Source organism: Magnetococcales bacterium (assembly GCA_015231925.1).
GTDB lineage: Bacteria > Pseudomonadota > Magnetococcia > Magnetococcales > JADGAQ01 > JADGAQ01.
Genome location: JADGAQ010000107.1, coordinates 1 through 14,043, shown reverse-complemented (window position 1 = coordinate 14,043; position 14,043 = coordinate 1). Strand labels below are relative to the sequence as shown.

At 59.1% G+C, this 14,043-nt stretch carries 10 protein-coding genes; 5 read left to right on the top strand and 5 right to left on the bottom strand.

The genetic code is table 11. The features are described 5' to 3' along the window. Positions 1-280 precede the first annotated feature (280 nt). From tatA to HQL56_12270, 5 genes are read left to right on the top strand one after another with little or no spacing between them, the layout of a single operon-like run. Positions 281-481, top strand: coding sequence for a twin-arginine translocase TatA/TatE family subunit (gene tatA, locus HQL56_12290; protein MBF0310296.1), 201 nt, complete (start codon positions 281-283; stop codon positions 479-481). A 59-nt stretch (positions 482-540) separates the two neighbouring features. After that, entirely contained in the window at positions 541-858 is a 318-nt protein-coding gene (locus HQL56_12285) for a twin-arginine translocase TatA/TatE family subunit (protein MBF0310295.1), read from the top strand. Positions 859-864: 6 nt separating this feature from the next. Next, the gene (gene tatC, locus HQL56_12280; protein ID MBF0310294.1) at positions 865-1,644 is read left to right on the top strand and encodes a twin-arginine translocase subunit TatC; all 780 of its coding nucleotides are present in this window, start codon (positions 865-867) and stop codon (positions 1,642-1,644) included. Positions 1,645-1,680: 36 nt separating this feature from the next. Beyond that, positions 1,681-3,363 carry a ribonuclease J gene (locus HQL56_12275; protein MBF0310293.1) on the top strand — a complete coding sequence of 561 codons (1,683 nt, stop codon included), beginning with the start codon at positions 1,681-1,683 and terminating at the stop codon, positions 3,361-3,363. Between the two features lie 2 nt (positions 3,364-3,365). Further along, complete coding sequence (locus HQL56_12270; GenBank protein MBF0310292.1) at positions 3,366-6,806, top strand: DNA translocase FtsK 4TM domain-containing protein; 3,441 nt, start codon at positions 3,366-3,368, stop codon at positions 6,804-6,806. Positions 6,807-6,992: 186 nt separating this feature from the next. Here HQL56_12270 and HQL56_12265 read toward each other — a convergent pair whose 3' ends face one another. From HQL56_12265 to HQL56_12245, 5 genes are all read right to left on the bottom strand, one after another. Next, positions 6,993-7,715 (bottom strand): PHP domain-containing protein, encoded by a 723-nt coding sequence (locus tag HQL56_12265; GenBank protein ID MBF0310291.1) that lies wholly within the window; start codon positions 7,713-7,715, stop codon positions 6,993-6,995. Between the two features lie 44 nt (positions 7,716-7,759). Then, the gene (locus HQL56_12260) at positions 7,760-10,753 is read right to left on the bottom strand and encodes a hypothetical protein (protein ID MBF0310290.1); all 2,994 of its coding nucleotides are present in this window, start codon (positions 10,751-10,753) and stop codon (positions 7,760-7,762) included. Between the two features lie 17 nt (positions 10,754-10,770). Further along, complete coding sequence (locus tag HQL56_12255) at positions 10,771-11,466, bottom strand: hypothetical protein (protein MBF0310289.1); 696 nt, start codon at positions 11,464-11,466, stop codon at positions 10,771-10,773. 57 nt (positions 11,467-11,523) lie between these two features. Then, positions 11,524-12,099: a cytochrome c gene (locus tag HQL56_12250; protein MBF0310288.1), complete on the bottom strand. Its 576-nt coding sequence runs from the start codon at positions 12,097-12,099 to the stop codon at positions 11,524-11,526. A gap of 149 nt (positions 12,100-12,248) precedes the next feature. Next, on the bottom strand, positions 12,249-13,751 hold the full coding sequence (locus HQL56_12245; protein MBF0310287.1) for a diguanylate cyclase: 1,503 nt from the start codon (positions 13,749-13,751) through the stop codon (positions 12,249-12,251). Between the last annotated feature and the right edge of the window lie 292 nt (positions 13,752-14,043).

Genomic DNA, 14,043 nt, shown 5'->3' with positions numbered 1-14,043 from the left:
CGTCTTGCGCCTTGCCAGGAACCAAAATCTGGCAAATGTCAACACGCCCTAGCGTCCAGGGACTTGTCCTTGCGCTGTTGATACGGTCACGCCGCGCCGTGCAGGTTCCGGAACAGATGCGAATCGGGAAAGATAAACTGTTCCGGGTGGATTGTTTCATCTTCAAGTCTGGTATTGGTGGAAGGCTTTGGACTACAATGCAAGCCTGGGCTGCGGAGTAAAAGTCGTTTTTCTTCTCAAAGATGGCCTAATTCTTGCTTAATCTCTAAGGGAGAGAACCATGTTCGGTTTGGGAACAGGTGAACTGCTCATCATTCTGGTAATCGTTCTCGTGGTCTTTGGCGCCGGAAAACTGCCGAAGGTCATGGGCGATCTGGGACGGGGTGTCAAAAGCTTCAAACAAGCCATGGACGAAAAAGAGACCCCACCCGCCACGGAACCCAAAACCATCGAAGGTTCCGCCAAGAAGGATGACGCCTGATAGCATCCAGTCGTCATCGACACTGTCTTGGCCTGCAATCGGGCAAAGGATGACCCGCAATGCTTGGCATGAGTTGGGGTGAAGTTTTGGTCATCGCCATTGTCGCTTTGGTGGTGATCGGTCCAGAAAAAATGCCGGAAGTTATTCGTGGTGTTGCCAAGGTAGTCCGCCAAGGGCAGCGGCTGGTCAACGAAATGCGCGACAGCATTCGCCTCGACGAACTCGAATCGATGTCGCCCCCGCAAGTGCGTCCCACCGCCATTTTCGAGGAGCCGAACCCACCCGCTCCTCCCCAAACGGAAGCCCCGACGGCAGTCGCCAAAACCGGCGAAACCCAATCCGCCGACAGCACCACCAAGGCCCCACAAGGATCGTGATTCGCCATGCTCAAGGACCCGGGCGATAAGGCCCCCCTGGTAGAACATCTCATCGAACTGCGCAACCGGCTGATGATCTCCATCGGTGCCATCATCGTCTGCGCCTTCGTCTGTTTCGAATTCGCCGATCAAATCTATGGTTTCCTGGTTGCACCCTTGCGCCAGATCATGGGGCCGGACGCAAAAATGATCTTCATCCGGCTTCACGAGGCCTTTTTTACCTACATGAAGGTCTCGTTCCTGGCTGCGATCTTTCTGATGTCCCCGCTGGTTCTGTTGCAACTGTGGCGCTTCATCGCCCCCGGCCTCTATCGCCATGAGAAACGCGCCATCCTGCCCTTTCTCATCGCCACACCGTTGCTCTTTTTCGCCGGTGGCGCCCTGGCGTATAAATTCGTCTTTCCCCTGGCTTTTGGTTTCTTCCTGGGCTTTTCCACCCCCACCATGGAAGCCCTGCCCACGGTGGAAGAGTATCTCGATCTGGTCACCAGCATGATTTTCGCCTTCGGCATCGCCTTCGAGTTGCCGGTACTGCTGCTGCTGCTGATCCGGGCCGGACTGCTTTCCACCCAAACCCTGATCGCCAAAAGACGCTACCAGATCGTGGCCACCTTCGTGGTGGCAGGCGTTTTGACGCCTCCGGACCCCATCAGCCAGGTCACCCTGGCCATCCCGATGCTCGCCCTTTATGAAATCTCCATCTTTCTGGGCAAAGGCATCGAGCGGAAACGACAAGCCCGGGAAGTCGCTGCAGCCGAAAACCCTGACGAACCGGAACAGGAATAGTCCTCCATCCCCTTTTGACATAGAAATACGACACGGATGTCTGATACAGCCAATACTCCCTCCTCCATTCAGATCATTCCCCTGGGTGGCCTCGGCGAAATCGGCATGAACCTGATGGTTTACGAATATGCCGGCACCCTGATGGTGGTCGATTGTGGCATCACCTTCCCCACACCGGACACCCCTGGCGTGGATGTCATCATTCCCGATTTTCAGTACCTGCTGGAAAACAAGGAGCGCGTGGCCGGCTTCGTCCTCACCCACGGCCACGAAGACCATCTGGGAGCCATGCCCTACATCTGGCCCCGCATCCAGGCCCCCATCTACGCCACACCCATGACCCTGGGTATTCTGGCCGGCAAGTTTCAGGAACACGGCTTGCCCATGGAGGGGGTCTTCAACGAAGTCAATTTCCGCGAAACCATTTCTCTGGGTGCCTTCTCGGTTCAGTTCATCCGGGTCACCCACTCCATCATCGACGGAGCGGCCCTGGCCATCTCCACCGCTGTCGGCACCATTATCCACACCGGCGATTTCAAGATCGACCACACCCCGGTGGACGGCTTCATTTCCGATCTTTACACCCTGGCCCGCTACGGCGAAGAGGGCGTACTGGCGCTCCTCTCCGACTCCACCAACGTCAAACGTTATGGTTCCAGCCTCTCGGAACGGGTGGTGCGGCAATCGTTCGAAGAGATCTTTCCGACTCGCAAGGGCCTGCTGGTAGTGGCCACCTTCTCCTCGAACATCCAACGCATTCGTCAGGTCATCGAAGTGGCCCGCATGTGTGGACGAAAGGTCATCCTCAACGGGCGCTCCATGGTGAGCAACACCCAGGTGGCCCGCGCCTTGGGCTATCTCCAGGCCGACGCCGATATTCTTATCGATATCAAAGAGTTCAACAGATATCCCCGCGATTCGGTGTTGATTCTGTCCACCGGCAGTCAGGGGGAGACCAACTCCTCCCTCTCCCGCATCGTCTCGGGCGAACACAAGGAGATTTCGCTGCTCCCCGGCGACTGCGTCATTCTCTCTTCCAAGTTCATTCCCGGCAACGAACGCACCATCCATCAGTTGATCAACTTCCTCATGAAAAACGGCATCGAGGTGATCCACGAAGCCGTCAGCGAGGTGCATGTCTCCGGCCACGGCTCACGGGAGGACCTCAAGCTGATGATGGCCCTGACCCGGCCCCGCTATTTCATGCCCATCCACGGCGAAACCCAGCATCTGCACCGGCATCGGGCCTTGGCCATCGAGATGGGTATTGCGGCGGAGCGTACCCTGGTCGCCGAAAACGGCGATTGCGTGCAACTCGACGCCGAGGGCATCCGCCTGGTCGACGCCGTACCCTGGGGGCGCATCTTCGTGGACGGCAAGGGTGTGGGCGATGTGGGCAACATCGTCATTCGCGAACGCCGTCTGTTGGGTGAAGAGGGACTGGTGGTGGTGGCCATGACCTTCAGCCACGGGCAGTTGATCAGCGGCCCGACCCTGACCACCCGGGGCGTGATCTTCGAAGAGGAAAACCAGGAACTTCTGGATGAGGCCCGTCAAGCCGTGCTGGATGCCCTTCAGGCCGGACCGCGAGCCATGGATTTCAAAGCCGATGAAGAAGCCGGACCTCGGGAACTGGCCCAACGTGCTTTGCGTCGTTTCTTTCGTAAGCAACTGGGAAGGACCCCAGTTGTGCTTCCCATGATGATGGAGATTGACTGATCATGGCCACCATGACCACCGCCCCGCGTCGACGTGCCAGTACCAATCGTGTTCGAGCCGCCCGGCAACAGGCCATTCGCAACCGGTTGGCCCAACTGCAGGAGGGTTTGGGACTCCTGCTGCTCGGGGCCACCGTATTCATGGCGCTCTCCCTGGGCTCGTATCATCGCACCGACCCGAGCTTCAACCACTCCGGCAGCCACGCGGTCAAAAACCTCGCCGGATCGGCGGGAGCCCATCTGTCGGATATCCTGTTTCAACTCTTCGGCTACGGCACGGTACTCTTCCCTCTGATAGTGGGCATGCTCGGCTATCAGATGTTCTGCAAACGGGACGTAAGAATGCAGTGGGACCGGATCCTGGCCTTCATGGTCTTTCTGGGCTCCTCCTGCATCCTGACCACCTTCATGTTCCCCTATACCCCGGTATCCCTGCTGCCGGCGGGACCCGGCGGGCTGGTGGGCATGGTGGGCGCCGCCTTCATGACCCCGTCATTCGGCCTCCTCGGCAGCGTCGCCCTGCTGGTGCCTTTGAACCTGCTGGCCCTGATGGTCCTGACCCGTTTTTCCGTTGTGGGCACCCTGGAAACCATCGGTACCGCCGGTTGGCGCGGACTGCTCTCCGTGGGCAAACTCTTCGGCTTCGTCGGCAAGGCCTTCGCAGGCCTTCTGGCGGTCGTTTTCGGTATTTTTGGCCTCTTTCGCTTTCTGCTTCCCCGCAAAGGCCCTCGTGGTAACGTCAGCAAGGATATCCCCGAATCGCTTCCTCCACAGATGGTCGAACCGGTTAAGCGCGTGGCCCCTGCCAAACAGGCTCCCAAGGCCGAAACGTCCATCCCCCTGCAAACCTGGGATGCGCCGGAAAAGCAGGTCGAGGTTCCCGCTCCCACAACCGCTCCCGTGGGGGAAGGGATTTCCCTTTTCTCCCGCAAGCCGGTCTCTTTGGACAAACCGGTCTCCAGACCCGTGGAACCCGATTTCGATCTCGACACCCGTCATGAACCGGTGTTGGATGATGCCCCCGGTCTGGATCTCTTCCCGGAGCCGCAACCGGTCTGGGAAGCCCCGGTCGTTCAGGAACCCGCCCCGGTGATCCCGCCCCGGGTGATCGAGGAGATCCCCATCCATTTCCGGGCCGAGGCATCCCGCCGCGCCCCCCTGCCGGAAGAACTCTCCTGGAGAGAGGCCCCGGTTGTCGGGGATGCGGTGGAAGAGAGCATGGATCTGGCCGGACTGGTGACCGTTCCCGCCGATCAGGCCATCGATTATCCGGAACCCACCGTTCCCGCCGACGAAGCCGAAGTGGAAACCCTGCGGGAGCGTCTGAAGGCCTTCGAAGACAGTGTGGAAGAGGCTCGCCTCTCCCTTTTCAGCAGCGAAGAAGTGGATGAGACCGATCTCGAACCCCTGGGCGAGGAACGATCCCTGGATTGGGATGTGGAAACCCTGACCCCTCTGCCCATCCGGGAAGATGAGGATTTCCCTGCTGTCGCCCCGCCGTCAGTCCAACCGGAGGAGGAACCGGCTCCCCGACTCTTCATCGCCGAGGATGACACGGGGGTAACCACCGTCGAAGAGGATGCCCCCCGGACCGTGCTGGCCGATGAACCGGAATCCCGACTCGATCGCCTTTTCGTTGCAGAAGAAGATCCGCAAGACGAGGACAAAGAAGACGACGAGGACGAAGAAGACGAGGACGAAGAAGACGAGGACGAAGAAGACGACGAGGACGAAGAAGACGACGAGGACGAAGAAGACGACGAGGACGAAGAAGACGACGAGGACGAAGAAGAGGAAACGGAAGATGGGGAACGGATCGATTCCGCAGATCTTTCCTCCCCGCGTTCTTTGGACTTGGATTCGGTTTCGGATGAAGAGGACGAGGAGGACGAGGATCTGCTGCTCTCCCCTGCCCCCCCTCCGTATCAAAGAGAGGAACAACCGCTGCCGAGTATCGAGATTTTGCAGAAGGCTCCGCCCGAACCCATCGGTCCGGACGCTCTCTCCTTGTCGGAGCGTTCCCGCCTGTTGGAACAGAAACTCTTCGACTTCCGGGTCAAAGGACAAATCATCAACGAAACCCCCGGTCCGGTGGTGACCACTTTCGAGCTTGATCCCGCCCCCGGTGTCAAATCCTCCAAGGTGGTTGGCCTGGCCGATGATCTGGCCCGTTCCATTTCGGCCTTGTCGGTTCGGGTGGTGGGCAATATTCCCGGCAAGAGTGTCATCGGCATCGAGGTTCCCAACGAACGGCGGCAGACGGTTTATCTGCGCACCATTCTGGAGTCCCCCCGTTGCCAGGAGATGAGTTCTCCGCTGACGGTCGCCCTGGGATCCGACATCACCGGCAATCCCGTGGTGGCGGATCTGGCCCGCATGCCTCATTTGCTGGTGGCGGGCACGACGGGTTCCGGAAAGTCGGTCGCGGTCAACGCCATGATCTGCTCCATTCTGTTCCGCGCCCGTCCCAGCGAAGTCCGCTTCCTGATGGTCGACCCCAAGATGCTGGAGTTGTCGATCTACGAGGGCATTCCCCATCTGCTGGCCCCGGTGGTCACGGATGTGAAGAAGGCGGCGACGCTGCTCAAATGGGCGGTTTCCGAGATGGAAGAGCGCTATCGCGTCATGTCGGAAATGGGTGTGCGCAATCTGGCGGGATACAACGCCCGCATCCGGCAATGTCGCCAGAATGGGGAGCGTCCCACGCGGCGGGTCAAGGTGGGCTTCGATCCCGAAACCGGTGTGCCGGTGGAGAAGGATGAGCCGATTCCGTTGGAGGAGAAGCCGGTCATCGTCATCGTCATCGACGAACTGGCGGACATGATGATCCAGGTGGGCAAGGAGGTCGAACCCGCCATTGCGCGACTGGCGCAGATGGCGCGTGCTGCGGGTCTGCATCTGATCATCGCCACGCAACGGCCTTCGGTGGATGTCATCACCGGTCTGATCAAGGCCAATTTCCCCACCCGGCTGGCTTTCCAGGTGAGTTCCCGCATCGACTCCCGCACCATTCTCGACTCCATGGGTGCGGAGAAGCTGTTGGGCATGGGCGATGGTTTGTATCAACCGCCGGGCACGGTGCAATTGTTGCGTATTCACGCCCCCTTCGTCAGCGACAGTGAAGTGGGCCAGTTGGTCAAATACCTCAAGGGTACCGGGCGTCCCCAGTACAACGAGGAGGTATTGCTGGCCCAGGAGAGCAGCGACGAAGAGGACGAAGACGGCGGTTTCGGCGACAGCAACGAATACGACGAGATCTACGACCAGGCTGTGGCTCTGGTGATTCGCACCCGCAAGGTCTCCACCAGCATGGTGCAGCGTCATTACAAGATCGGTTACAACCGGGCGGCGCGCATCGTGGAGAAGATGGAGCAGGATGGTCTGGTATCCGAACCCAATCCCGCCGGGAAACGGGTGGTGTTGGCCCAGCGCAGCAAGATGTGAGGTCAATTGTCCGGGCAGGACTCCTGCCCGGACAATTTTGAGATTTTATTCTTTTCAGTCCTCTAAATATCAAAAAAAGAAAATGTTTTGACTTTTTGTTTGTTATTAAAAAATAACATAAAAGACTAAAGTCAAAGGATAGAACATTTTCTTTTTTTGATACTTAGAGGACTGAAAGTCAACGGATCACGCCAGAGCCTGAGTCAACTTCCGCCACGCCAGTCCCACCGCCGCCAGGGAGTGGGCATTGGAACCCGGCGAAATCAGGGCATTCTCCTCCCGACAAATCTCCAGCCAGGGCTCGATGGGATCCTGATAAGCCGGATTCAACTCCACCGCCACCCCCTGCAACACCGCCTCCTGCACGATGCGCCGGAAAAGGGTCATGGGAAACGGCGTGATATAAAGATGGCAAATACCCCCCGGATGGGCGATGGCATCCACCCTCGGATTGGACAGCAGGGCCAGACTCGCCTCGAACTCGATGCGAATGGCCTCCTCCGGCGGCATTTCGGAATGAGGCACACTGGTTCCGGGATAGGTATGCACCGCGCCCAGAATGAATTCCGCCTCCCTCTCCTGAACGGCATCCAAACCGATATTCCCTGCGAAATCAACCACCGGCGCTTCCAACCCGGCCAGAATCTCCATGCCGGGAAACTGCTCCCTCATGGTGTGAACCTCTTCCCGATACTCCACGAACCAATCGCGATACTGCACCAGCTCGGGTTCGGTGTGTTCCGTGAAGATCAGCCGTTTCACCCCCTTGAGACGGGCGGCCTTGCACATCTCCTTCAAGGGAGAGCGTCCGTCCGACCAGGTGGAGTGGGCATGGTATTCCCAGTTCGGCAGCGGTGCCGCCAGAGTACGGGCAGGCAAAAACAGATGGGAACGGGCACGGCTCTTCATGACACACAACACCCTATCGAGAGGGGAAACGGGAAGGGCACACTCTATCCCCTTTTCTCACCAAGTTGAAGCCCGGACTGTTGCTCCAGTTCCTCCGGGGTGATGTAAAGTCCCTGGGCGCGCAACAGCCCCGAAGAGTGGTTGCACAGCAGATCGCCCCTGCCCAGAAGAGCCTCGGCGCCGATTTGATCCAATACAATGCGGGAATTGGTGGCATCCCCGACCTTGAAACAGACCCGGAGAGGCAGATTGGCCTTGATGAGACCGGTAACAACCCTGGCATCGGGTCGCTGGGTGGCCAGGACCAGATGTATGCCCGCCGCACGGGCTTTTCCCGCCAATCGGGAGACGAGTTTCTCGAAGGCCTTCTTCTCTTTGGCATCCCCCAGAACCATATCGGCGAACTCATCGAACAGGAAGACCCAGTACGGTGGAGCATCCGCACTCCGGGCGCGCCATTCCGCAAGACTTTCATAGCCGGCGGCTTCGAGGCGACGATAACGCCGATTCATCTCCTCAACAGCCTTTTCCAACAACGCCATGGCCTCCGTTGTCTCGCCGATGACAGGCTGGGCCAGGAAATGGGATCCTTTGAGACGGGTGAAACTGAGATACTTGGCGTCCACGATGGTCATCCGCAGACTCTCCGGACGGTTGCGTCCCATCAGCGCCGCCACCAGCGATTGCAGGAAAACGCTTTTGCCACTGCCGGTGGTTCCCGCCACCAGCAGATGGCACTGGTTGACATCCTCCAGATCCGCCACGATCAGGCGGTTGTCCACCCCCACCCCCACGGGAAAGACCAACGATCCTTTTCGGGCCGCCATGGACTCTTTCCACTGGGACCAGTTGACCGGATCCACCTTCTCCTTCGGCAACTCCAGACGCGCCGCCCCGGCTTCCGGACGCAGCACCGGCCGGGTGACCAGACGGAGATGGACCTGTAGATCGACCTCCCGGTTGATCAGCGAGGCGATGGTCACACCGGGCCCCGGTTCCAGACGATAACTGACCAGTTGCGGGGCTTCCACCCGCTCGCCGACGATCACCTCCAGACGGAAACGGGCATAACAGCTGCGAATGCCCGCAGCAAGGGTGTCGGAGGGTTCCTTCCCGGTGAAGGGCGATGGGGTTGGAGGGGGCTCCGGAATCCCTTCTCCCGGCGACGGGGTGTTTTCCTCCGGAGAAGGCTGCGGTGCGGGGGCCGACACGATCCGACTCAAAATCCGCTGCCAAATCGGGCTCAACTCCGCCGCGATGAAACGGGCCACCGTGGCCGCATCCACCGCGAGATCCCCTTCGGCGCATTCGGCGTGTATCTCCCAGGCAGCGTGAATCAGGCCCATCTCCACGGGGGTCAAGACCGCCACCACCAGTCCCCGCCCTTCCGCCTGACGCACAACCTCCGCTGCGGCGTGCCAATTTTTTCCGGGCACGGGCAGAAGATCCGGGGAGCGCAGCCGGATTTCCCAGCAGGCCCCCTCCTTGCGATGCCGCTCGGTGGCACGTTTGGCCACGCTCTGCCAGTGTTTCCAGTGGTTGCCGTCGTCGGGAACCAGGGTCAAACGCAACCCGGCGGTTTGCCAGGCCGTTTCATATCCCGTACCGCCCGTTACCGCCAGCAACTCCGCCACCGCCCCCGTCGTCTGGCGCAGCGCCCAAACCAGGATGTCGGCATCGTATCCCAAGTGGCGAGCATCCCGCCGGACCCGCTGCCGAATGGCGTTAAAGCGCTCCTTCAGATCGTCGGAGGGAGGCGAGGCCTGCCGCGTCCCTTCCAGCCACCGGTTGCGGCAAGCCTGCAGAAAGGTGCGCACCCCCGGTTGGGGATTCTTGGCGAACAGCTCGGCAAACCATTCCGCCGGAAAGACCTTCGCGCCCACCTCCCCGGAAATTCCGGCTGCGCTCAGACGCTGCTGGGCCAAGGCCTCGCCCTGGGACCGGCTCAAACCCTCCAGTTGCAGCGGAGGCATACTCAACCGGTGCCGGTCCGCAACCTCCCAATGGGGTTCCAGTTGCCGTTGCCAGGGATCGCTGTTGGCGGTCAACAGCACCAGTTGGTTGGCATGGAAATCGACCAGCCCGCCCACCACCTGCCCCAGGCTGCGAGCCAACCCCTCCTGCTGGCCGTAGGTTTCGGTCTGATCGAAACAAAACAGCAGCGGACGGAAATAGGCGGAGAGCAGACAGAGATCGTGAAGACGTTGCCGGGAGATTTCGTTGAGCGAACTCTCCGAACGTTCGAACGGTGGTTGATCAGCCGGGGCAATGCCGATAAGGCGAGCCTCTTCCGCATCCACCGGGTCTCCCTTGAGCCAATCCCGGCAGGTCTGCAGCAACAGGCTCTCCTCGGGCGGAAAACCGAAGGCGATCAACACCTTCAACCAGCTGCGGGAACTGGCGTGCAGGGCGAGCGGAGCCAAACCCTGTTCCAGCACCTCCACCAGGCGGGAGAAGATGGAACGATTGTGCAACTGGCTTTGCACCGCCTCCTTCCACGCCGGTTTGCCGACGATATAGCGATGGGCCTCCAGGGGGGATTGCTGCAGCTCATCCAGGATTTTGCGATACCGGGCGTTCAAGGTGTTGCGTTTGGCCCGTTCGATATGCACCAGCAGATGGGTCAACACCCCGTGGGCGAAGACCGTGAGCTGGGAGGAGCCGTTTTCACCCGCCGTATCCGAAAAGCGATCCGCTTGGTTCAACTCCTGAAGAGTGTGCCCGAGAAGGGATTTCCAGCAACTGTCCGGAGCCTGGAAGGGACGCACGTTGACCAGGGTGGCCCGACCGTTCAACTCCTTGAAGAGGCGACCGATAAGGTGGGATTTGCCGTAACCGGCTTGGGGCGAGGTGACCAGCAGTCCGTGGGGCAGACGACGGTTCCTGCGCGGCAGCGCCCCCTCCTCCAGACGGGAGAAGGTGTCGAGAATGGTCCGCAAGGGGGCATCGTTGAGCCCGGCAACCGCCTGTTCGATCTCACGGGGTTCGTTGACGATATCCTGATCGAAGGGATTGCGGCCAGCCGTTTCAGTGGACATCGAAGGCTTCTCCGGAGCTATTTTTCGGGCAGACGAATGCGCAGATGGGGCACATTGTCGATGAGAAGGGCCGCAGCCCGCTCCTCTTCCGTGGAGAGAGAGGCATCTCCCAGGCTGGCGACGGCCTCTCCCCGATGCAACGCCTGATACAGCATCTCCCGAAAGGTCTGCAAAGGCGGGGAACCGCATTCGCGATGCAGTTCGGCGATACGGGGATCGAGCAGTCCACCGCGTTTGACCAGGCGGCGATAACCCTGAACGATCTCATCCCAAGAGAGGGTTGGCCCGGCTGGCACCGCAAGAGCGGGCAGACTGGCGCGATGCAGATAGAGGGGGTAGCGTCCGTGGGCGATGGCGATGAGGCCCCCGTCACCCAGCATCACCTTCAGGGCGGCATCCAGTTGTTGGCGCACGGCGCCCAACGGCAAGGCCGTCTGCAACTGGCTGCGACTGAACAAGCGGGGCCGCCCCGGCTGGGCCAGAGCCGCCAGGCGCTGACAGGCCCGCTCCAGGGGATTGAAATGGATGGCCAATACATAGAGCGCGGCGCGGGAATGGCCCAGGTTGCCGATGAGCCGCTCTTTTTCCAGCGCCGCCAGGGCCAGCGCCGCCGGGCTGCCGGCCTTGATGCCGAGCCCGCTGCGGCTGACCCCTTTGGCCCCCCCTTTGGAAAGTTTTTCCAGAATCCTGGCACGATGCGGATCGGAGATCATGGAAAACTCCTGAAGCGAGAGAATCGTTGCGCAGCAGGAGGGAGAATAGAAGTTTCGTCAGCGGACTGGCAAGGTCTGTTCGTAAGCCAGAATGTCGGCGGCGATTTCCGGGGAGAGGGTGCGCAGGTTGATCATATCCTGTCCCGGTTGACCATTGCGGATTTTGTGCAACACCTCGAAGGGATTTTCGGTGGCCTCGGTACCGATGAAGGCGGGTTCCCGGTCGGTGCCGAAATTGAGTTTACGACCATCCAAACCGTGGCAAACCGCGCAAATCGTTTGGAAGAAGGGGGCTCCCCTGGCCGCTTCCCCGCGAGAACGCCCCGTACTGACATCGATATGGCGTTCCGGCTCGATCAAACCACGGGTTAGAAAGAGAGCCAGTTCCCGGGCGGCATCCTCCGGAATCCGCTCGGGGGTGTACTGATGCACGGAATCCCGCAGGATGGCGACCACTTCGACCGGCTCCCTACCCATCCAGGCACGAAGATCTCGGGCCACGACACCATCCATTCCCCGGTAGTCCCAACCGTGGCACGAGGAACAACGCCAGGTGGAGCTCCCTTTCACCTTGCCGGAAGAAGGGTAGGAGGGATGGGTTTCCCTGGGCGGTTTGGCTCTCAAGGTTACCATCCAATTGTCGTACAGGCGCCCTCCGCGAGATAAGCTATATATTTCAGTCAATTCTCCCGCCGTTGTCTGCAGCGTGAAGAGAGACCCGGACAGTAGGGTGACCCCGACGAACGAGATAAATTTCATCTTTCCCCCTTTAAGAATCGTGTTCAATCTTGCGCCAAAAAGACTTGGTTTCGCCCCGCCCGTTTGGCCCGATAGAGAGCCTTGTCCGCTTCCTTGACCAGATCGAAAGGCCCCTTGACCGTGGACATGGGATAAACCGCCACACCGATGCTGATGGTCACCCGGAGATCGTCGATAACCTGGGCTTCGATGCGCTGCCGGAAGCGATCCGCCACCGCCACGGCCCCTTGAGAGTGTTCGGCTGCGGGGGTACTCGGCAGGATGACACAGAACTCCTCCCCGCCGTATCGGCAAGGAAAATCTGTTTTACGAAAGTGGTCTTTCATCAACTGTCCGATGGTTTGCAGGACACGGTCCCCCTGGTCGTGGCCATGCTCGTCATTGAAGCGCTTGAAATGATCCACATCGAAGAGCATGAAGGAAAGCGGATAGCCGTGGCGTGTGGCGCGGTCGAATTCCGCGATCAACAACTCTTCCATGCGACGGCGGTTGAAGACGCCGGTCAACTTGTCCGTATACGAAATCGTGCGCAGCTCCTCTTCAAGCCGCTTCTCCTCGGTGATATCACGAATGAGGGCTGCAGAGCCGATGATATGACCATCGATAGACTGGATGCGTGCGGCATGCACCGAAAGAACCTGTCCGTTGAAAACCACTTCCTCCGGCAACTCACGACCGTTATTTTCGATATAGCTGGACAAGTAGTCCGGATCATCGAGGATATGATAGAATCCTTCTTCGACAATGCGTTGCGCGGTTTTTCCCAGTAACCGTTCTGCCGAGGGGTTGACCAACACCACCGCTCCCTGGCTATCGGTGACCACGATACCTTCCCGGGCACTGAGAATGATGGTTGTCAGTTTGTTGCGCTCCTGCTGAAATCCGGTATAGGTATGCAACAATTGGGTAATCATGTGGTTGAAACTGCCGGCCATGCGACTCAACTCGTCGCGCCCCAATTGTGGAACCTGAAGGGTGAGGTCCCCCCCGGCCACCCGGGTCATGGCGTCGGTCACCCGGGCCAACGGGGACACGACCAGGCGGCGCACCAGCAGGGACACCAGCATCAACATCAGGGTCAGGGAGATGGCCAAAATTCGAAAAGCGCGATTGCGGGACTCCTGGATGGCGGCGTAAACCGGTTCCATGGACGTGGTCAGTTTGACGATGCCCCGTAGCGAATCCTCCCCCGCATGGCACCGATGGCACATACTCTGGTTGGGGATGGGGGTCAGGAAGGTCAGGAGACGGGTCTTCTCTTCCACTTCGGCATAGGAGACCATTGCGTGGGTGGTCAGAACCTGACGTAAAGCGGCTTGTTGGGCGGGAAGAATGCGCACTTCACGCTCTTCGCTTCGCGGCTCGAAGACAGGCTTGCCGCGATGAAGATTGACCGCCTCGATGGTTTCGTTGTCCTGAAAGGCTTCCAACCCGTTGAGACGCAGAATACGGAAGTCATGGACCCCTGGAATATTTTTCAACTCCTCGGCAAATCTTTGCGCAATGGCCGCCGTCCCCGTAGACATAATGGACTTCATGCCATGAATGACACTGACGGACATTTCTAAACGTGCAGCCTCATTTTGTTTTAATAACGACCTTTCTTCATGGTTTGAATAGAATAATATCATTCCAGTTATTATCAAAACCGTTGGAACAGCCACACTCAGAATAATCTTGGCCCCAATCGATGAGGAAACCCGAAATAACATCTAACAACCCCCACCCCTGAATATAACAAATTTTTAAAAAACCGCCGATTGAATTCTAGAGAAGGAATTGTTCTAAAAATAATGACTTAATATATATATTTTAAAT

Coding starts and splice junctions, on each gene's coding strand:
- HQL56_12265 (MBF0310291.1), bottom strand. CDS start 7,715: ATGAAGAGCCGTGCCCGTTCCCATCTGTTTTTGCCTGCCCGTACTCTG.
- HQL56_12250 (MBF0310288.1), bottom strand. CDS start 12,099: ATGGTAACCTTGAGAGCCAAACCGCCCAGGGAAACCCATCCCTCCTAC.
- tatA (MBF0310296.1), top strand. CDS start 281: ATGTTCGGTTTGGGAACAGGTGAACTGCTCATCATTCTGGTAATCGTT.
- tatC (MBF0310294.1), top strand. CDS start 865: ATGCTCAAGGACCCGGGCGATAAGGCCCCCCTGGTAGAACATCTCATC.
- HQL56_12275 (MBF0310293.1), top strand. CDS start 1,681: ATGTCTGATACAGCCAATACTCCCTCCTCCATTCAGATCATTCCCCTG.
- HQL56_12255 (MBF0310289.1), bottom strand. CDS start 11,466: ATGATCTCCGATCCGCATCGTGCCAGGATTCTGGAAAAACTTTCCAAA.
- HQL56_12285 (MBF0310295.1), top strand. CDS start 541: ATGCTTGGCATGAGTTGGGGTGAAGTTTTGGTCATCGCCATTGTCGCT.
- HQL56_12270 (MBF0310292.1), top strand. CDS start 3,366: ATGGCCACCATGACCACCGCCCCGCGTCGACGTGCCAGTACCAATCGT.
- HQL56_12260 (MBF0310290.1), bottom strand. CDS start 10,753: ATGTCCACTGAAACGGCTGGCCGCAATCCCTTCGATCAGGATATCGTC.
- HQL56_12245 (MBF0310287.1), bottom strand. CDS start 13,751: ATGTCTACGGGGACGGCGGCCATTGCGCAAAGATTTGCCGAGGAGTTG.